We start from the raw sequence: 18,594 nt of genomic DNA, 5'->3' as shown, positions 1-18,594 counted from the left end.
ATTTAAACATGAACACCCTATTTTTTAACAACAAAACCCTATCCCTATCCACCCCAAAAATCATGGGCGTGCTAAACGTAACGCCTGATTCATTCTCAGACGGCGGACGTTTTAACAGCATAGACACCGCCTTACGCCATGCTGATGAGATGATACGCTGGGGCGTGGATATTATTGACATTGGCGGAGAGTCCACCCGCCCCAACGCCCCAAGTGTGGCAACTGATACCGAGCTTGATAGGGTTATCCCTGTGGTAGAGGCGTTGCGAGCGGAGTTTGGCAAAGATGTGTGGCTATCACTTGACACGAGTAGTCCTGCTGTCATGGAACAAGGCGTTCGTGCAGGGGCGGACATGGTCAATGACGTGCGTGGACTTCGCCGAGACGGGGTGTGCGATGTGGTCGCTCGCCTTGATTGCCCTGTGGTTATCATGCACTCACGGGGCGAGCCTGATACGATGACCCAGACGATGAACAGCCTTGCCAATTATGATGATGTGGTGCGTGAAGTCATAAGCGAGCTGGATAGAGACATTCAAAACGCCCTAAATGCAGGGGTCAGACGTGAAAACATCGTGATAGATGTGGGTATGGGCTTTGCCAAAAATCACGCTCATCATATCACGCTGATGCAACATTTGGATACTATCATTGCTCATTTTGGCTTGCCCATGCTGTTTGGTGTGTCTCGCAAACGCTTTTTAGGCGAGATTTTAAGTACATTTGTCCCTGCCCAAGACCACGCCCCAACCGACAGAGATGTGATAGGCACGGTTGCTCACCTATTTGCCATTCAAAAGGGGGCGAGCATTGTACGGGTGCATGATGTCGCTCACATGGCACAGGCGATAAAGATGTGGCAAATGCTAAAATAACCCTTGCAAAGTGGGCTGATATAAGGTAAAATACCGCCTTATTTTTGTCCTAGTCGTGTTCGTTAGTAAGTGCTATCAAGGGATAGCCACGGCACACAGGTTTATTGGAGAATGCGATGTACGCAGTTATCAAAAGCGGTGGCAAACAGCACCGTGTTAGCGTTGGCGAGACTTTGAAAGTTGAGCTTCTAAAAGCAGAAGTGGGTGCAACCCTAAACATCGAAGATGTGCTAATGGTTGTGAATGGCTCTGGTGTAAAAATCGGTCAGCCTGTGGTTGCTGGTGCCAGCGTGGTTGCAGAAGTGGTTTCTCACGGTCGTGGCAAAAAAGTGCGTATCGTTAAGCACCGTCGCCGTAAGCACTACCACAAAGAGCAAGGTCATCGTCAATGGTACACCGAGCTTAAAATCAACGCAATCAATGGTTAATTTATATACTTTATAAAAAGTATTCACAGGAGATATTCTCATGGCAACTAAAAAAGCTGGTGGTTCCACCAAAAACGGTCGCGATTCTAACCCAAAAATGCTTGGCGTAAAAATCTTTGGCGGTCAAGACGTTATTGCAGGTAACATTATCGTTCGTCAGCGTGGCACAGAGTTTCACGCAGGTGAAGGCGTAGGTATGGGTCGTGATCACACCCTATTTGCCCTAACCGAAGGCGTGGTAAAATTTGAGACCAAAGGTCAATTTAACCGCCGTTATGTGTCTGTTGTTGCAAAATAATTTTTGTTAAAACAGTTCAAAATCCCATAAGTGAAAGCTTGTGGGGTTTTTGTTTTGCTTGGAAAATTTATTTAACATAATCCTAATTTGGTATTATTGTTTAAAAAAATTTGAAATTTTGTAAGTATGGGGCGGATATTATTTGCCAATTGGTTTTGATTGATGATGATTGGGGTTGATGATTGGGGTATGATTGTAGGGGCAAATTGCAATTTGCCCTATGTCAATTTAAGATTTGCCACTCGTTAAAATAACAAAAATGTGATATAATTGCCAGTTAATTTAAAAATATTTTGAGAAATTATGCGTTTTATTGATGAAGCTGTAATCAGCGTAAAAGCAGGCGATGGTGGTAATGGTATCGTGAGCTTTCGCCGTGAAAAATTCGTCCCAAAAGGCGGGCCAGACGGCGGAGACGGTGGCAAGGGTGGCGATGTCTATGTGATTGCCGATGACAACACCAACACGCTTGTGGATTTTCGCTATACTCGTAAATTTGAGGCCAAACGGGGCGAAAATGGTCGCTCAAAAAACTGCTCAGGCAAAGGGGCGGACGATGTGTATCTAAAAGTGCCTGTGGGGACGACCATTATTGATACCGACCTTGATGTCGTGATTGGCGATTTGACCGAAGTGGGGCAAGTGGTGCTGGTTGCCAAAGGTGGAGATGGTGGGTTTGGTAATACCCGCTTTAAAACGTCCACCAACCAAGCCCCCCGTAAAGCAATCCCCGGTTTTGCTGGCGAAGCCAAAAATTTAAAATTAGAGCTAAAAGTCGTGGCGGACGTGGGACTGATTGGCTTGCCGAATGCAGGTAAATCTACCTTTATCCGTCAAGTGTCGTCCGCTCGCCCAAAAGTGGCGGATTATCCCTTTACCACGCTTGTACCAAACTTAGGCGTGGTGGACGTGGGGACGCACCAATCCTTTGTGATGGCGGATATTCCGGGTTTGATTGAAGGGGCATCAGACGGGGCAGGGCTTGGCATTCGCTTTTTAAAGCACGTTGCTCGCACCAGACGGCTACTTCATATCGTGGACGTAAAACCCATTGATGAGTCAAATCCTGTGGAGAATGCACGGATTATCCTAAATGAGCTTGAAAAATTCTCTGCCGAATTATCCAAATTGCCCCAAATTTTGGTATTAAACAAAATTGACCAATTAGAAGATGATGAGATTGATGAAGTTTGTAACAATATCGTCAAAGAGCTAGACTGGCAGGGCGAAGTGTTTCGCACGTCTACCATTAGCGGACAAGGCGTGGACGAGATTAAATATCATCTCATGAACGAAATCGAAGAAGAGCAAGAGCGTGAAGCGGACGATGAAGAGTTTGCCAAAGCCCAAGCTGAGCGGTTTGCCCGTCTAGAAGAAGAAGTTCGCCATAACACCGAAATCCAAAAAGAAGCCTACCGTGCTAAGCGTAAAGCCGAGCGTGAAGGGCTATCGGACGATGACGATGATGATTGGAATGATGACGACTACGATGTGGCGGTGGAATACGCTCCGTACTGATGATGAGCTGATATAAGGAAATAGCATGGATAATTCGCCAAAACGTATCGTGGTAAAAATCGGCTCATCGCTTTTGACTAATAATGGTCGGGGGCTTGACCGCACCGCCATTTATGAATGGGCAAGACAAATCGCCACGTTGCACGCTCGTGGGATTGAAGTGGTGCTGGTGTCGAGTGGGGCGGTTGCCGAAGGCGTGGTTCGCATGAATTTGCCAGAACGCCCAAAAAAATTACCTGCCTTGCAAGCCTGTGCGTCCATTGGGCAAATGGGACTGATTGAGACATGGTGGCAGGCGTTAATCCAAAAAGGCGTGCAGTCATCTCAAATCCTACTTACCCATGACGACCTAGCTCATCGCTCACGCTATCTGAACATTAGCCAAACCATTAATCAGTTGGTGGATTGGCGGGTCGTGCCTGTCATTAACGAAAATGATACCGTCAGCTATGGCGAGATAAAATTTGGCGATAATGACACGCTTGGGGCGATGAGTGCGACCATGATAGGGGCGGATTTGTACATTATCCTAACCGACCAAGACGGCGTATTTACCGACAACCCACGCACCAATCCCAACGCCAAGCTCATCACGAGCGAGCGAGCCATGGCGGATTATCTGTTTGACGTGGCAGGGGACGGGGGTAAATGGGGGTCGGGCGGTATGCTCACCAAAATCCGTGCAGGGCGATTGACCGCCATGGCGAACTGCCCGACCATTATCGCCAATGGCAAAGTGGAAAATGTCATCGTGCGACTGGCGGACGGCGAGTCTATCGGTACACGGCTCACGACCGACCATGCCGACCGCCTTATTGCCAAAAAGCAATGGCTTGCCACGCACATTCGTATGGCAGGCACGCTCATCATCGATGACGGAGCGGTCAAGGCGATTACCGAACAGCACAAATCGCTATTGCCTGTGGGTGTGCTAGACGTACAAGGCGATTTTGACGCAGGTGATGTGGTGGAGATTGTCAACACCCAAAAAGTGCGGTTGGCGGTGGGTCAAGTTGGTTTTGACAGCAGTCAAGCCAAGCAAATCACCCAAAAACACACCGATGAAGTCCTACAAATCCTAAGCCTAAGCGACAACGACAAAGCCATTATGGTACACCGTGATGACATGGCGGTTTTATGATAGATATTTAAAATTTTGAAAATTAACTTAACTAAAAATTAACTTAACCAGTGGAAAGACAATGACCCAACAATTTGCTCCCCTAAAAAATGACCGCCTACTGCGTGCCTTGCGTTTTGAGCCTGTGGATACCACGCCTGTGTGGATGATGCGACAAGCAGGGCGGTATTTGCCAGAGTATAAAGAAGTGCGTGCTAAAGCGGGCGATTTTTTGAGTCTGTGCAAAGACACCGACATGGCGACCGAAGTTACCCTGCAACCGTTACGCCGTTTTGAGCTTGACGGGGCGATTTTGTTTAGTGATATTTTGACAATCCCTGATGCGTTTGGGCTTGGACTGTATTTTGAAGAAGGCGAAGGCCCTAAGTTTAAATACACCGTCCGCACGCCAACCGACCTTGAACGCTTGCCAAAAATTGATGTCAATAGCCAGCTTGACTATGTCATGAAAGCAGTAACCAATATCCGTAAAGAGCTAAACGGACAAGTGCCACTGTTTGGATTTAGTGGTAGTCCTTGGACGCTCGCCACTTATATGGTGGAGGGCGGTTCTAGCCGTGAGTTTCGCCATACCAAAGAGATGATGTACGCCCGTCCCGAGTTTTTGCACGCTCTGCTTGCCAAAATCTCGGACGCTGTCGTGGATTATCTGGACGCTCAGATACTCGCAGGGGCTCAGATTGTACAGATTTTTGACAGTTGGGGTGGGGCGTTAGGTCATCGCCAATTTGTGGAATTTAGCCATAATTACAACCGTGAAATCATCGCCAAGCTCAAAACCAAGCACCCCGATGTGCCTGTGGTGATGTTTACCAAAGGTGGTGGCTTATGGCTTGATGTGCAAGCGGACAGCCAAGCCGACTGCTTGGGACTGGACTGGACAATGCCCCTAGATAAGGCAAGACGTGAGCTTAATGATGCTCAAAGAACTTTGACCGTCAAGCATAAAAAGCTACAACACCAAAAAGCCATTCAAGGCAATCTTGACCCTGCCACGCTATACGGCTCGCCTGCCGACATCAAAAAAGCGGTACATGATATGCTATCAGATGCCTATGTCAATGACAAAACGGGCTATGTGGCAAACTTTGGGCATGGCATCACCCAATGGGTCAAACCCGAACACGCTAGGGTATTTGTGGATAGTGTGCATGAGTTTAGACTGTAAGCTACTTTAAAAAAATAAAAAACAGGAAGAAAATACTTCCTGTTTTTTATGATTAAGTCAAATGATTTTTTGTGATTTGGCTATTTGACAAATCATTAGCGAAACGCCATGGGTAGACGGCAAGGGCGAATGCCGTGTTCGCTGTTCATCACGCAGGCAAGGGTAATCACACCTGTGGTGGCGACCTTGCCATGGTTAAAATCATCATCACTGCGGTAGATGTGCTGAGTCATGATGAGACTGGCGGATTTTTTGACCACATCAGCAATGGTAACGACAAGATTGTCATCAACCAAAAGTGGTAATTTATAAGTCAAATCAGCACGGCTGACCACAAAATGCACCTTGCCTTGCTGTCCGTCTGTGCCATCTGCCGTCCCGTCCGTGTCAAAAAAATAGCCGTCAAAACCGAGTGATGTCAGCCAATCCCGACGGCAATTTTCAAAAAAGGTCAGATGATTGGCATGATAGACGATGCCACCAGCGTCTGTGTGGTTGATATAGACTTTGTAATGGTTGCTAAAAATAGGGTCTGTGTAATGGTTGCTAAAAATAGGGTCTGTTTGAATGGTCATGTGCTTTTCCTAAGATTTTTAACCATTGTACACCGAAATACAAAAAATATCATCTTTTTTAGGATGTGTCTTTAGGACGTGCCTGCCCTTTATAACACTATTTACAATATAGAAATATTTTAGAAAAAACCAATCGTTTTTGCATGAAAAATGGCTATCCAGCCACTTAATTTAAAAAATTAAGTAAAATGCTTAAAATTTACACGATTAAATGGTCGGATAAAAACTTGTCTGATAGAAAATTCATAGCCTTTGTTTTTTCCTTGAAAAACGTGCGACCTTTCTCATTTTTATTGCAAATATCAAAGGCAGGCACGCTCTATTAAAAATTTAAAAATCAAGGCATTTTAACATGGTTTGTGTTAGAATGTAGGTATTTATTTTTGTAAAAGGAGCAGTCCATGACTTACGACAACACCAACATTTTCGCCAAAATCCTGCGTGGCGAGATTCCTTGCCATAAGGTTTATGAAGATGACAAAACCCTTGCCTTTATGGATGTCATGCCACAGGCAACAGGTCATGTGCTGGTCATTCCAAAATGTGAAGCGGTGGAGCTGTCTGATTTGCCGTGCGAATATGCCTGTGCGGTGTTCAAAACCGCCCAAAAAGTCATCACCGCCCAACGCACTGCCCTAGGCGTGGATGGCATTGTCCAAATGCAACTTAACCACGCGAGTGCAGGGCAAAGCGTGTTCCACTATCACATGCACCTAATCCCAACCCACGTTCACGAGCTGGGCAAGCACGAGAGTGTCATGGCAGACCAAGACGAGCTGACAGAGCTGGCAAGTAAAATCCGTGCGGTCATTGACAGTAAGTAGGGTGTTTTGAATATTTTCTACCTTGACCCTGACCCGATACGCTGTGCCAGTTTTCATGGTAATAAGCATGTGGTCAAGATGATATTGGAATACGCCCAACTACTGTGTACCGCTCATCATTTGTGTGACAACGTCCTTAGCGATGATGAGCGGGCGGTGCTGTATAAATGCACACACCAAAACCACCCATGTGCGGTGTGGGTGCGTGACTCAAAGTCGCATTATGACTGGCTTTATCGGCTGTTTATAGCCCTGTGCGATGAATATACGCACCGCTATGACAAGGTTCATCTGACCGACCAAAAGCTCCGCCACATTCTGATAAACTGCCCCATCTCTGCCGACACGCCTTTTATCGCACCCCCGCAGGTCATGCCTGATGAATATCAAGTCGATGATACCGTTAGTGCCTATCGTGCCTATTATCGCTGTGGCAAGGCGGATATTTTGGCGTATACGGGTCGTCCAAGTCCTGATTGGTTGTAAGTGGCTATAATTTAAGCATTAAGGTAAAATCTCAATCACCGCATTCTCCACGACCGCCATAAACAGCTCGTCTATCTGGCGGTCAGTTACGGCGATACAACCATGCGTCCAGTCTTTTAGTAGATGATTTGCCCCGATGATGTCGCCAAGACCGTTTTTTATGCCGTGGATTTTTATCGCTCCGCCTGCTGATTTGCCGTGAGCTTTGGCGTGGGCAATGTCGGATTCGTTGGGGTAAGAAATGCCCAAATTTTTGTGATAACCACTATTGGCATTACGGTCGTTGATGGTATAGACCCCTTCGGGGGTTTTCATGTCGCCTTCAAATTCTTTGTGTCCTATCGGGTTTTTGCCAAGCGATATCGGATAAATTTTTACCAAACTGCCTTGATGTAAAGCGTGCATTTCCCGTTTTGATTTATAAACGATGAGTTTGTCAATCTGTGTGCCTGCCCTTAGGGGTGGTTGATTGACAAGTTCAAGCTGTCTGGGCGATAAGGTGGTGGCGTGTGCCGTGGGATTGGCAGGCGAGTTTTGATAAAAGTTAAATCCAAAAGCGGATAAAATGATAGTGGCAAATAAGGGCAAGACAGTGCGTTTTTTCATCAAAATTTTCCATATTTAAAATTTTATCATAGCATGGCAACAGTTGATGAATTGTGAAAAAAATATGAAAAGTGGATTTTGTAAAAACAAAAAACGCACCATAAAAGTACGTTTAGTGATTTATGATTATTGCTGTGAAAGAATCACTTGTGCATAACCGTCTAGCATTCTAGGGTTAATTTCTTGTAAATTGGGATTTTCTATTTGTAATTTTTGCAATGCTTCTGAGCAAATGTCTAATTGCTCTTGTGATTTTCCGCTAGGCACTTGAATTTTTTGCATACATTCGTTAATGGCTAAGTATTCAGCGGTTGTAGAATGTCTGGGCGTTGGCGAAAATATTTTGTCTTGAAAATAAAATTCGTAAGCAAGCAACGAGATAACTGATGAAATGAATGCAACAATGATGATTTTCAATAAGTTGCTAAAAAATGCTTGTTTGGAGCGAGCTTGCTTTAAATAAACATCACTCAAATCAGCACGGCAATTCATGCATTCAATCAAAATATCACCGACATGATTGTGAGCATGACATCTGTTACATTCAATATTCATAAATATTCCTTGGTAAAATAAAATAACTTGGACTTGTTAAGATAAGCCCAAGTTTTTGATTATTTTAGGCAAAATCAGCCCACAAACGCCCGTTCGACCACATAATCAGCAGGTACGCCCATGCGTGGCGATACAGTCAAACCAAAGTCATCTAAGATAGCAGACATATCGGCATTCATCGCCATGCTACCGCAAATCATCGCACGGTCATCGTCTTTGTTCATGGGGGGTAGACCGATGTCGGCAAAGAGTTTGCCTGATTTGATGATGTCGGTAACACGCCCTTGGTTTTTGAACTCATCACGGGTTACGGTGGGATAGTAGATAAGTTTTTCACGCACCCATTCGCCAAAAATCTCATCATTGGGCAATTCATTTTCAAAAAAGTCCCGATACGCCAAATCTTCGGTATGACGCACGCCATGTACCAAAATGATTTTTTCAAAGCGTTCGTACATTTCAGGTTCACGCACGAGCGACAAAAATGGAGCAAGCCCTGTGCCTGTGGCAAGTAGATACAGATGTTTGGCGGGTAGTAGGTCATCAAGCACAAGCGTGCCAGTGGGTTTTTTGGAGACAAGCAGGGTGTCACCCACTTTGATGTGTTGCAGGCGTGAAGTCAAAGGGCCGTCTTGGACTTTGATAGAGAAAAATTCTAGCTCTTCTGCCCAAGCGGGGCTGGCGATAGAATAGGCACGGACAAGCGGTTTGCCATCCACTTCGATACCAATCATGGCAAATTCGCCACTTCTAAAACGCAAGCTGTCGCTACGAGTGGTCTTAATGGTAAACAGGCGGTCTGTCCAGTGATGGACGTAGGTTACGGTTTCGGTAATAAATTTTGACATGACATTATCCACTTATTAAGAATCGATTATTACATTGAAATACAATGATATGATAGCAAATTTTGTGTATAATAGCGATTTTTTATGCCGAATTTTACTTAAAAATTGGCATATCCATTTGTCATTTTAGCATAAACCACCCAAAAATACCATGAACACACACGTTTTGCCGACTATCGGTTATCATCGCTCGCCCCTATCCCAAAAGTTTGGCATTCCACGTCAGCCCAATCTGGTCGCTGTCAAAAGCCATATCCGCTTTGTCGCTCCCTATGGCACACCTGATGCCTTTGTCGGCATTGAGCAGTATAGCCATTTGTGGGTTTTGTGGCAATTTCATCACAACAAAGAACAAGCCAATTTTCGTCCGCAGGTGCGTCCGCCACGCTTGGGTGGTAACGACAAAATTGGGGTGTTTGCCACACGCAGTATGTACCGCCCGTCTGGGGTAGGGTTGTCAGTGGTGGGGCTTGATAAGGTGGAAGTGGTTGATAATCAAGTGATTTTGCACATTATAGGGGCGGACATGGTGGACGGCACGCCCATACTAGACATCAAGCCGTATTTGCCCTATGTGGACGGCGTGCGTGAAGCGACAGGGTTTGATAAACCGACCAGTCGGAATGTTATCTTTGATAATAAGGCAAATGATGAATTTAATGTGTTGATAAAATCGGGTTTATTAACCACTGATGATAAAGCCGTCATTGGCGAGCTTATCGCCCAAGACCCACGCCCTGCCTACCGCCAGTCTGAAATCGGAGTGGTGTGTGCCATGCGATATGGGGCGGTGGACGTGGATTTTGTGATGAATGAGCAGGGCGTGATGGTGGTGAGTGGGGTGCGAGTGATTTAGGGCTTGAAAAATAAATGAGATTTATTTAAAATAAGATTTTTTAGCTAAGGACAATCCCATGAAACTCATGAAAAAATCACTCACCGCCATGCTACTTGGCATATCTCTAACCTTTACCATGAACGCCACCGCCCAAGTGCCGTCTGATGAATCGTTGATAAAATTCATGCAATTATCAGAGATGGATAAAGCCTTTGATCTTGGCATGAAAGGCAGTTTGGACGCACAGAGACAGGTTTTTGAAGCCCAAATCGCTCAAAAGGAAGGTGTAACTCCAGAGCAAGCCAAACAAGTAGGCATGGTATTTGAAAAATATGTGAATCAAGTTACAGGTCAAGTGATAACACCGCAAAGTCGTCAAAAAATAAACCAAATCTTTATTGATGTCGCCAAAAAATACTACACCCAAGAAGAGATTGATGCTTATAATGAATTTCTAAGCACGCCCATTGGCAAAAGCGTTGTTCAAAAAACCAACATAATGACACCTGAATACATGGACGAGTTACAAAAGTTGGTTGTGCAAATGCTGATTGACAACCCCAATCTCGATAATGAAAAAATGCAACAAGATATTGAAAAAGAGATAGAGCGGATTTTTGCAGAATGACTGATGAACACCGTTGTGATGACGGTGTTTTTTTGCGAATGACTTAAAACCCCGATAAAATCTTTAAACTTGCCTTTAACAGGTTTGATGTGGTCAGCTCATCATCGGACAGCGACTGTTTGGCGGTCTTAATGGCGGATTGGGCTTCCTTTTCTTTATAGCCTAAGCTCACCAATGCACTTTCGGTTTCATATATGGCGTGCATGGGGTTGGCGGTGTGTGTTGGCTCATCTTGGGTGGTGGTTGGGGTAAATAAATCGTCCGATGTGCCGTCTAATTTGCCTTTTAATTCAATGATAAGCCGTTGGGCGGTTTTTTTGCCAATGCCTGCCACGCGGGTTAAGGCGGGCTCATCGCCATATTCTACCGCTTGGTGTAGTTCGCTAGGCGGTAAGGTTGAGAGTATGGCAAGTGCCATTTTTGCCCCCACGCCATTGATTTTGATGAGTTTTTTAAAAATTTCTCGCTCAGACTTGTCAGTAAAACCAAACAGCAGATGAGCGTCTTCACGCACGACCAGTTGTGTATAAAGCGTAACATTCATGCCAATGGACAACGTACAAAATCCGCCAAAGGTCATCTCAATCTCATAGCCGACCCCGCCTGATGTCATGACACAAGCGACAGGGGCGGATAGGTGGGCGACTTGCCCTGTAATCATACCAATCATTGTTTTTCCTTTAAAATACAAATAAGGACGAATCTCTTCGTCCTTATGTACGATTTATATCGATTATTTATAATATTCCACCATTTTCTCTAATGAGATTGGACGAATTTTGCTGGCATGACCTGCCGAACCAAAGGCTTCATAGCGAGCCACACAGATGTCTTTCATGGCATTCATGCTTGCTTGTAAGTATTTGCGTGGGTCAAATTCAGCAGGATTGTCATTCATAAATTTACGAATCGCTCCTGTGCTTGCCAAACGCAAATCGGTGTCAATGTTGATTTTACGAACACCGTGCTTAATCGCTTCTACAAGCTGTTCCACTGGCACACCATAAGTCTCGCCAATGTTACCGCCATTTTCGTTGATGATTTTTAGCCACTCTTGGGGAACGCTTGATGAGCCGTGCATGACAAGGTGAGTGTTTGGCAGGGCTTCGTGAATCTCTTTGATGCGGTCAATCGCCAAAATATCGCCAGTAGGCGGACGGGTGAATTTGTACGCACCGTGTGAAGTCCCCACCGCAATGGCAAGAGCGTCCACGTTGGTATCGGCGACAAATTGACGAGCTTCTTCAACTGATGTCAAAAGTTGGCTATGGTCAAGCATGCCTTCTGCACCCACGCCGTCTTCTTCGCCTGCCATACCAGTCTCTAAGCTACCCAAACAGCCGATTTCGCCTTCGACTGACACGCCACACGCATGAGCCATTTTGACGACTTCACGGGTTACGCCCACGTTATAATCATAATCGGCAGGAGTTTTGCCGTCTTCTTTCAATGAGCCGTCCATCATGACAGAGCTAAATCCAAGCTGAATGGAGCGTTGGCAGACAGCAGGGCTTGTGCCATGATCTTGGTGCATGACGACAGGAATGTGTGGCCACTCTTCAATGGCGGACAAAATCAAATGACGTAAAAAGGGAGCTCCTGCGTATTTTCTGGCTCCTGCCGATGCTTGTACGATGACAGGCGAGTCGGTCTCGTCTGCTGCCATCATAATGGCACGCATTTGTTCTAGGTTGTTTACGTTAAAGGCGGGCAAACCGTAAGCGTGTTCGCCTGCGTGGTCAAGAAGTTGGCGTAAGGATACAAGTGCCATGATAGCTCCAAAATGATTAAATTTGTCAAATTATATCAAAAAAAAACGTGAAAATCATGGTATTTTGTATCAAATCACGCAGTTATTGTTAATTTTCTGGATACCAAAAACAAATCAAATAAAAATTTATCAATAATCATTATTTTTAAAACAAATTATTTGTAATAAAATGTAATAGACTTCTTTCCAAACCCTGATTTTTATGGATTTTTAAAAACTTCAACCCCAATACTTATAAGGGTTTATTTTTAGTTTGGAAAGAGATTTAATAAAAGTCGCCACAAGGCTATCTTGAAACATGTGAACATGGTATTATCATAAAACCCAATAAATGATTGGATAATTCATTTGTTTAATTATAGGACACCTTGATGAAAAAATTTAGCACCAAGGCAAAGTATGCCATTTTACCATTGATGTTGTCGGCATTAATGGCATGTAGCGATAAAGCCTCCGAAACCGCCAGTGAACCTAAGAGCGAGCCAGCACCTACCGCAACAGCCCCGACCACGGGTGAGCAAGCCAGTGCGAGTGCCACTGCACCCAACGCTCAAAGTTATGTGGTCGGTATCGATGCTAACTATCCTCCTTATGATTTTAAGGATGAAAATGGTAACGCCCAAGGTTTTGACGTGGACATCATCAAAGCCATCGCTGAAAATCAAGGTTTTGGCGTGGATGTCATTTCTCAGGATTGGGAAGTGCTTGTCAAAGGCTTGGATAATGCCCAAAGCCATATTGTCATGTCAGGTTTTTCAAGAAACGATGAGCGAGAAGCAAAATACTTACTTTCTAATACCTACGCATGGGGACGAGATGCACTTGCTGTTTCCGCAGAAAACAACAGTATCAAAAACTTAAAAGATTTAAATGGCAAGAAAGTTGCAACATTGGCTGATAGCCCCTACATTCCGCAATTGGAAGAAGAGATTGGTCAAGGTAATCCTAGTATTATTGGAAAGCCATCCGCATTCCTTAGCTTTTAAAGAATTGGCGACAGGCAATGCTGAGGCGGTATTGGCAGATGAAGGTGTGCTACGTTACTATGCCAAGCAGTTCCCTGAGGTTGACTTTAAAATCGTCGGTGAGGGTGAGGCTTTTGAGCATTACGACATGGTTATCATCACACCAAAGTCTGAAAACGAGTTGATGGAAAAAATCAATGCAGGACTTGCCAACATTGTCGCCGATGGCACTTATGCCAAAATTCATGAAAAATGGTTTGATGTGGCACCAGAGCGATTACCTGCCACAAAATAGGTTAAATTGCTTAAAAAGACTTGGTATTTCCAAGTCTTTTTTCATTGATAAGGTTTGTAAAAAAGCAAAAGGATGGGAGTTAATAAAACCACCGCCCAAACCCCAACCCACGCCCCAACACCCACCACCGAGCCAAACACGCCCGATAGGATAACCAACGTCAAAAGCCATTGGAAATTTGTAAAGATGAAAGTTAGGGGTTTGTCTTTAAAATTAGGGGATTGAATCGCCATAAGTTTTCCTTTGTTTTGCAAATTTACACCCACATCAGTTTGGCAACTTTGGGAGCATGAGCAATCAGCTCTTCTTGACCGTTAGTGATTTTGACGATTGATTTGCCGTTGGAGATGACAACATCATCATCTGCAAGACAATACGCCATAACGCCTTTTTTGATGATTTGTATCTCACCTGTGGGCAGGCAATTTATCAGCTCCCAACTTTTGGAAATAAAGCCTGCAAACTTCTCGCCGTCCGCTTGATTTTTTAGCAAATTTTTATCCGCTTTGACAAGATTTCCCTCAATAAACAGCTCTTCTTCGCTCTTGGGTTTGGTGCGAGCGGGGTTAGCACCTGACGTTTTTAAAGATTCGCCTGAATAGCGTTTGGTAAAAAAGTCCAGCCAGCCCACGATGGCTTTTAGGATTTTAAAAGGTGCTGTGAGCAGGTCTTTGGCAGTACCCACAGGGTCGGTGCTATCATGCTCACGGTAGGGTCGTCTGATGGCATAAAGGTTGCCTTGGGTGTCCATAATGGGTGCAAAATAGTCAAATTTATCGTCTGCCAGTACCGTCTCAAGTTCACCCGTGGCGAGGTCTAAGCGATTGACTTGACGGGGACTAAACACAACGTTATCTTGGGTGTACGCAAGTCCACAAGAATCATAATAAATCACAGTGCTGTTATTGGGGTCTACGCTTGGGTTTTTGTCTTGGCATTCGCCTTCGGTAACAAACTGCGTGCGAGCACTGTCAAGCGATAATACGCACAAATGTCGCTCACCATAAGGACTGGCGTAAGAGGTGTCGCTTGCCGAGGCGATAATTCGCTTATTCGTTGAATCATAGCACAAATCAAATACCTGAAAATCGCTCTTGCGTAAAATCAGCTCCTCGCTTGCCGTGTCGCTACCGATTGGTTTGGACTGAATCGCTGTACCTTCTTGCAATCTGGCACTATAGACATAGGTGTTGTCGTCCATAAAAGCAATGGCGGTGGGGTAAATTGCGTCAAAATCATCCTGTTCTGCTTGTGCTGTACCCATAAACATTGCCCCAGCACCTTCGGTTTTCCATGCTCTTCTGTCTTTGATTTGTTTGATATTTTTGGTGTATTGATTGATGGCTTGGCAAGAAATGGTGGACTCTTTGCCGTTGTCAAGTTTGAGTAGATTTTTGGTGCTGATATAATATAAAGTCGCCATAATAATGCCTACTGCATAAAAAGGTTTATTATACCAACTCTTGGATTTTTTGGAAATTTTTTATGATAAATGCGTGATTTTTGGTGGGATATGTCAAAATGATAGATATGGATAAGTAAATTATGTTTGGAATTATACATAAAAGCACATAAAAAAAACCGCCTTTATCTGTATAAAAGCGGTTGTTATTTGTAAATTTAATCAATGATGACCTTCTTTGGCGTGGTTTAGCGTGTGTTTGGGGATATAGACAGTTAAGTTTTCGTCAGCAACCACGCATTGGCACGATAGGCGAGAGTTTGGCTCTAAGCCCCACGCACGGTCAAGCAGGTCAGCTTCTATGTCGTCCATTTCTTCTAGGCTGTCAAAACCTTCACGGACAACCACATGGCAAGTGGTACACGCCTTGGAGCAGTCGCAAGCGTGTTCAATGTTAATGCCGTGTTCATGCAAGCCTTCAAGCAGGTTTTCGCCTGAGTTTAGCTCAACAGTCGCCCCGTCTGGGCAGATTTCGTGGTGGGGAAGTACGGTGATTGTTACCATGATACTCACTTTTATTTTTAATGGGTTTTGGACAACTGTCCAACCTACGGATTTTTAAGGGTTAATTTTTTAACAATTAGGGACTGGGTTGAGTAATTGCAATTGCCCCTGCTTGATAGAAATGCAATCATTTCCAATCGCTTGCCTTTGTCCCTGCCAATGCCTGTTTGACATTTTGGTTCATGATGACGGACGCAAAATTATCCGACAAAGGTTTTAATTCGCTCACCGCCTTATCCAGCATTGTCTTATCATCGGCAGTTTGGGCGGTGTCAATGGCGGATTTGACGGCGGTCATTTTTTCGCTTAATTTGGCTTTGTCGTTGTCATCAAGTAAGTCGCCAAATTCTGCCAATGCCGATTGCAATGCCAAAATCTCACGCTCGGCTTCTACTTTGGTCTCGATGAGCATACGCTTTTCTTTGTCAGCTTTGGCGTGGATGAAACCTGCTTTTAAAAGTTCTTCTTGTTGCTCTTCGGTCAGCCCATAGCTTGGCACGACATCAATTTTACTGGCGACTTTGGTGGTCGTCTCCATTGCCGATACGGTCAGCTGTCCGTTAGCGTCAATGGCAAAGGTAACTTCCACACGGGCAAGCCCTGCTTTCATGGGTGGAATGCCTGTTAGCGTAAAATTCGCCAAAGTGCGACAATCCGCCACGGTCTCACGCTCGCCTTGCACCACATGAATTACCATACCCGTCTGAGCGTCCGTGTGCGTGGTAAAGGTCTGTCTGCGTGCCACAGGAATGGGGGTGTTGCGTGGAATGATGACTTCGGTCAGTCCGCCCATGGTTTCAAGCCCAAGCGATAGGGGCGTTACGTCCAGTAGGAGTAGGTTATCGTCTTGTTTGTTGATGAGCTGATGAGCAAGCCGTGTCGCCCCAAGTGCCACGACTTCGTCAGGATTGATAGAGCATAAGGGTTTTTTATCAAAAAACGCCTGTACCGCATTTTGCACAATTGGCATACGAGTAGAGCCGCCGACCAGCACCACTTCATCAATGGCGGTTTTGTCAAGGCGTGCATCAGTTAGCACTTGTTCGCATAGTTGCAACGTTCTACGAATCACAGGCTCACAGATTTGGGCGAGCGTGTCTCGGTTTAGTAGCGTGCTAAATGGCACACCGTCAATCTCAACGTCTACCGACACCGCTTGACGCTCGGAGAGTTTTTGCTTGTAGCTTTTGGCAAGGTTGGCAAGGGTGCTTTTTTGGGCGTTGTCCACGTTTTTGGGGTCATGTCCTGCCGATTTGATAAAGAAATTGGCAATCAAACGGTCAATGTCATCTCCGCCCAAAGCCGAATTTCCGCCCGTGGCTAAGACTTCAAACACCCCGTCTTTTAGGGACAACACCGACACATCAAACGTCCCCCCGCCTAGGTCGTAAATCAGATAAGTGCCTGTCTTGGCGGATTTGTCAAGCCCATAGGCAATGGCGGCGGCGGTCGGCTCATTTAATAGGCGTAATACGTTAAGCCCGATGCTTGCCCCTGCGTCTTTGGTGGCTTGGCGTTGGGCTTCGTCAAAATAGGCAGGCACGGTAATCACCGCCCCTTGTATGCTATCAGGCGGTAGGCTTGCCTTGGCGTGGTTGTGGAGCTTGGCTAGGATATGGGCGGACGTTTCAACGGGCGATTTGTCACCTTGTGCGGTAACGAACGCTGGCATGGCGTTGTCGCCCCCAACCAATTCATAAGGGTGGCTAAATTTAATGTCTGCCAAAGACCGCCCCATAAAGCGTTTGGCGGAGATAATGGTATTTTTGGGGTCGTTGTAAGTCAAGGCGTGCTTGCCGACAATGGGGGTGTCTGCCTTGTCGCCATAATATACCACACTCGGCAATAGGGGACTATCGCCAAAGGGCAACACGTCCGCCCGTCCTGAGCGTACCACGCCCACAAGCGAATGAGTCGTCCCCAAGTCTATGCCTAAGGCGTAGCGGTGCTGGTGGGGTTTGGCGGATTGGTTGGGTTCGCTGATTTGAAGTAGAGACATGGTATTATGGTATTTTATGGTTTTACAAGTTGGCTAAAATTTTAACATGGTTTTACTCATTTGGGATAAATTGGGTGTTAAAATTTTTGGCGTTTTATGGGTTGTTTAAATCTTTTAAATTTTTAAAAATAATACTTCGCTCTCAACTTAAAATTATAACTTATTGATTATTCAATAACTATTTCCAAGTTGTAGGGGCGAATTGCAATTCGCCCTTGATAAATCAATCATTTATATAAAGTTGAGAATGGGGCAAACAATTAAAAATCACACATATAAATCATCATCTTGCCCGTCATCTTGGCTTGATGATTTGGATAAGGCGGTTGTCATGTCATCATGCAATTTACCCAAAAAACGCAATTTTTGGGCGATGATTTGAGCATTTTGCCAATCTTTTGTTTGGTATGCTCTGCTAAATTCATCTGCTGTTTGAGTCATTAACGCATGGACGCCATTTGTAATTTGACTGATTGCACTCTTATCGCCATCCATCATGGCATCCTCCAAATCCATGCGATGGCTCATCATCTGCATCAAAAACGGCTCATCAGCGATGGTTTTGTCTGAATCAAATGCCACGCCTGATAATTCAAGCAAATAAATTGCTCGGCTGTCATCACGGTTTAGAGTGTCAAAAGCGTGGTTAATCAAGGCGGTGTTTTGCTCGGCTTGGGCGATATTGTCGGCATTGTCGGGATGGTGCTGTTTTTGCAGGTTCAAAAAAGTCGCTTTTAGGGCGGATTTGTCAATGCCAAACGCTACAGGCAAGCCAAACAATTCAAAAAAATTATTGGTTATTAAAGCCAT

At 45.0% G+C, this 18,594-nt stretch carries 23 protein-coding genes; 12 read left to right on the top strand and 11 right to left on the bottom strand.

What is annotated here, in order from left to right:
• The first annotated feature begins 8 nt into the window (after window positions 1–8).
• The 6 genes from folP (at window position 9) to hemE (ending at window position 5,428) form a co-directional block, all read left to right on the top strand.
• A complete protein-coding gene (gene folP, locus AAHK14_RS11750; RefSeq protein WP_065255622.1) occupies window positions 9–875 on the top strand; it encodes a dihydropteroate synthase in 867 nt (288 codons plus the stop codon).
• A gap of 116 nt (window positions 876–991) precedes the next feature.
• Window positions 992–1,303, top strand: coding sequence for a 50S ribosomal protein L21 (gene rplU / locus AAHK14_RS11745; RefSeq protein ID WP_065255621.1), 312 nt, complete (start codon window positions 992–994; stop codon window positions 1,301–1,303).
• A 40-nt stretch (window positions 1,304–1,343) separates the two neighbouring features.
• Complete coding sequence (gene rpmA, locus AAHK14_RS11740) at window positions 1,344–1,601, top strand: 50S ribosomal protein L27 (RefSeq protein WP_065255620.1); 258 nt, start codon at window positions 1,344–1,346, stop codon at window positions 1,599–1,601.
• A gap of 303 nt (window positions 1,602–1,904) precedes the next feature.
• A complete protein-coding gene (gene cgtA / locus AAHK14_RS11735; RefSeq protein ID WP_065255619.1) occupies window positions 1,905–3,119 on the top strand; it encodes an Obg family GTPase CgtA in 1,215 nt (404 codons plus the stop codon).
• Window positions 3,120–3,144: 25 nt separating this feature from the next.
• On the top strand, window positions 3,145–4,260 hold the full coding sequence (proB, locus tag AAHK14_RS11730; RefSeq protein ID WP_065255618.1) for a glutamate 5-kinase: 1,116 nt from the start codon (window positions 3,145–3,147) through the stop codon (window positions 4,258–4,260).
• Window positions 4,261–4,321: 61 nt separating this feature from the next.
• Complete coding sequence (gene hemE / locus AAHK14_RS11725; protein WP_065255617.1) at window positions 4,322–5,428, top strand: uroporphyrinogen decarboxylase; 1,107 nt, start codon at window positions 4,322–4,324, stop codon at window positions 5,426–5,428.
• 95 nt (window positions 5,429–5,523) lie between these two features.
• On the opposite strand, the gene AAHK14_RS11720 is transcribed toward hemE, so the two are convergent.
• Window positions 5,524–6,003: a thioesterase family protein gene (locus AAHK14_RS11720; RefSeq protein WP_194092510.1), complete on the bottom strand. Its 480-nt coding sequence runs from the start codon at window positions 6,001–6,003 to the stop codon at window positions 5,524–5,526.
• A 401-nt stretch (window positions 6,004–6,404) separates the two neighbouring features.
• On the opposite strand from AAHK14_RS11720, the gene AAHK14_RS11715 reads away from it, so the two are divergent.
• Together AAHK14_RS11715 and AAHK14_RS11710 are read left to right on the top strand one after the other, a co-directional pair.
• Entirely contained in the window at window positions 6,405–6,827 is a 423-nt protein-coding gene (locus AAHK14_RS11715; RefSeq protein WP_065255615.1) for an HIT family protein, read from the top strand.
• A 6-nt stretch (window positions 6,828–6,833) separates the two neighbouring features.
• Window positions 6,834–7,313 carry a pyrimidine dimer DNA glycosylase/endonuclease V gene (locus tag AAHK14_RS11710; RefSeq protein WP_065255614.1) on the top strand — a complete coding sequence of 160 codons (480 nt, stop codon included), beginning with the start codon at window positions 6,834–6,836 and terminating at the stop codon, window positions 7,311–7,313.
• 18 nt (window positions 7,314–7,331) lie between these two features.
• Here AAHK14_RS11710 and AAHK14_RS11705 read toward each other — a convergent pair whose 3' ends face one another.
• From AAHK14_RS11705 to AAHK14_RS11695, 3 genes are all read right to left on the bottom strand, one after another.
• Complete coding sequence (locus tag AAHK14_RS11705; RefSeq protein ID WP_065255613.1) at window positions 7,332–7,919, bottom strand: L,D-transpeptidase family protein; 588 nt, start codon at window positions 7,917–7,919, stop codon at window positions 7,332–7,334.
• A gap of 126 nt (window positions 7,920–8,045) precedes the next feature.
• The gene (locus tag AAHK14_RS11700; RefSeq protein ID WP_065255612.1) at window positions 8,046–8,474 is read right to left on the bottom strand and encodes a hypothetical protein; all 429 of its coding nucleotides are present in this window, start codon (window positions 8,472–8,474) and stop codon (window positions 8,046–8,048) included.
• Between the two features lie 74 nt (window positions 8,475–8,548).
• Entirely contained in the window at window positions 8,549–9,322 is a 774-nt protein-coding gene (locus tag AAHK14_RS11695; RefSeq protein ID WP_065255611.1) for a ferredoxin--NADP reductase, read from the bottom strand.
• Window positions 9,323–9,473: 151 nt separating this feature from the next.
• Here AAHK14_RS11695 and tsaA point away from each other — a divergent pair, with 151 nt between their 5' ends.
• Both tsaA and AAHK14_RS11685 read left to right on the top strand, forming a co-directional pair.
• Window positions 9,474–10,178: a tRNA (N6-threonylcarbamoyladenosine(37)-N6)-methyltransferase TrmO gene (gene tsaA, locus AAHK14_RS11690; RefSeq protein WP_065255610.1), complete on the top strand. Its 705-nt coding sequence runs from the start codon at window positions 9,474–9,476 to the stop codon at window positions 10,176–10,178.
• Between the two features lie 58 nt (window positions 10,179–10,236).
• Entirely contained in the window at window positions 10,237–10,788 is a 552-nt protein-coding gene (locus AAHK14_RS11685; RefSeq protein WP_065255609.1) for a DUF2059 domain-containing protein, read from the top strand.
• A gap of 43 nt (window positions 10,789–10,831) precedes the next feature.
• On the opposite strand, the gene ruvA is transcribed toward AAHK14_RS11685, so the two are convergent.
• Together ruvA and fba are read right to left on the bottom strand one after the other, a co-directional pair.
• On the bottom strand, window positions 10,832–11,458 hold the full coding sequence (gene ruvA / locus AAHK14_RS11680) for a Holliday junction branch migration protein RuvA (protein ID WP_065255608.1): 627 nt from the start codon (window positions 11,456–11,458) through the stop codon (window positions 10,832–10,834).
• 63 nt (window positions 11,459–11,521) lie between these two features.
• Window positions 11,522–12,559: a class II fructose-bisphosphate aldolase gene (gene fba, locus AAHK14_RS11675; RefSeq protein ID WP_194092511.1), complete on the bottom strand. Its 1,038-nt coding sequence runs from the start codon at window positions 12,557–12,559 to the stop codon at window positions 11,522–11,524.
• A 371-nt stretch (window positions 12,560–12,930) separates the two neighbouring features.
• Here fba and AAHK14_RS11670 point away from each other — a divergent pair, with 371 nt between their 5' ends.
• Entirely contained in the window at window positions 12,931–13,545 is a 615-nt protein-coding gene (locus AAHK14_RS11670) for a transporter substrate-binding domain-containing protein (RefSeq protein ID WP_065255606.1), read from the top strand.
• On the top strand, window positions 13,514–13,819 hold the full coding sequence (locus AAHK14_RS11665; RefSeq protein WP_194092844.1) for a transporter substrate-binding domain-containing protein: 306 nt from the start codon (window positions 13,514–13,516) through the stop codon (window positions 13,817–13,819). The genes AAHK14_RS11670 and AAHK14_RS11665 overlap by 32 nt, the downstream gene beginning before the upstream one ends.
• Before the next feature lie 41 nt (window positions 13,820–13,860).
• On the opposite strand, the gene AAHK14_RS11660 is transcribed toward AAHK14_RS11665, so the two are convergent.
• The 5 genes from AAHK14_RS11660 to hscB form a co-directional block, all read right to left on the bottom strand.
• A complete protein-coding gene (locus AAHK14_RS11660) occupies window positions 13,861–14,052 on the bottom strand; it encodes a hypothetical protein (protein ID WP_062501566.1) in 192 nt (63 codons plus the stop codon).
• 23 nt (window positions 14,053–14,075) lie between these two features.
• Complete coding sequence (locus tag AAHK14_RS11655; RefSeq protein WP_065255604.1) at window positions 14,076–15,242, bottom strand: hypothetical protein; 1,167 nt, start codon at window positions 15,240–15,242, stop codon at window positions 14,076–14,078.
• Between the two features lie 201 nt (window positions 15,243–15,443).
• Entirely contained in the window at window positions 15,444–15,785 is a 342-nt protein-coding gene (gene fdx, locus AAHK14_RS11650; protein ID WP_062499074.1) for an ISC system 2Fe-2S type ferredoxin, read from the bottom strand.
• 127 nt (window positions 15,786–15,912) lie between these two features.
• Window positions 15,913–17,784, bottom strand: coding sequence for a Fe-S protein assembly chaperone HscA (gene hscA, locus AAHK14_RS11645; RefSeq protein WP_065255603.1), 1,872 nt, complete (start codon window positions 17,782–17,784; stop codon window positions 15,913–15,915).
• A 267-nt stretch (window positions 17,785–18,051) separates the two neighbouring features.
• Window positions 18,052–18,594, bottom strand: coding sequence for a Fe-S protein assembly co-chaperone HscB (gene hscB / locus AAHK14_RS11640; RefSeq protein ID WP_065255602.1), 543 nt, complete (start codon window positions 18,592–18,594; stop codon window positions 18,052–18,054).

The organism is Moraxella sp. K1664 (assembly GCF_039693965.1).
GTDB lineage: Bacteria > Pseudomonadota > Gammaproteobacteria > Pseudomonadales > Moraxellaceae > Moraxella.
This window is presented reverse-complemented; position numbering and strand designations above follow the sequence as displayed.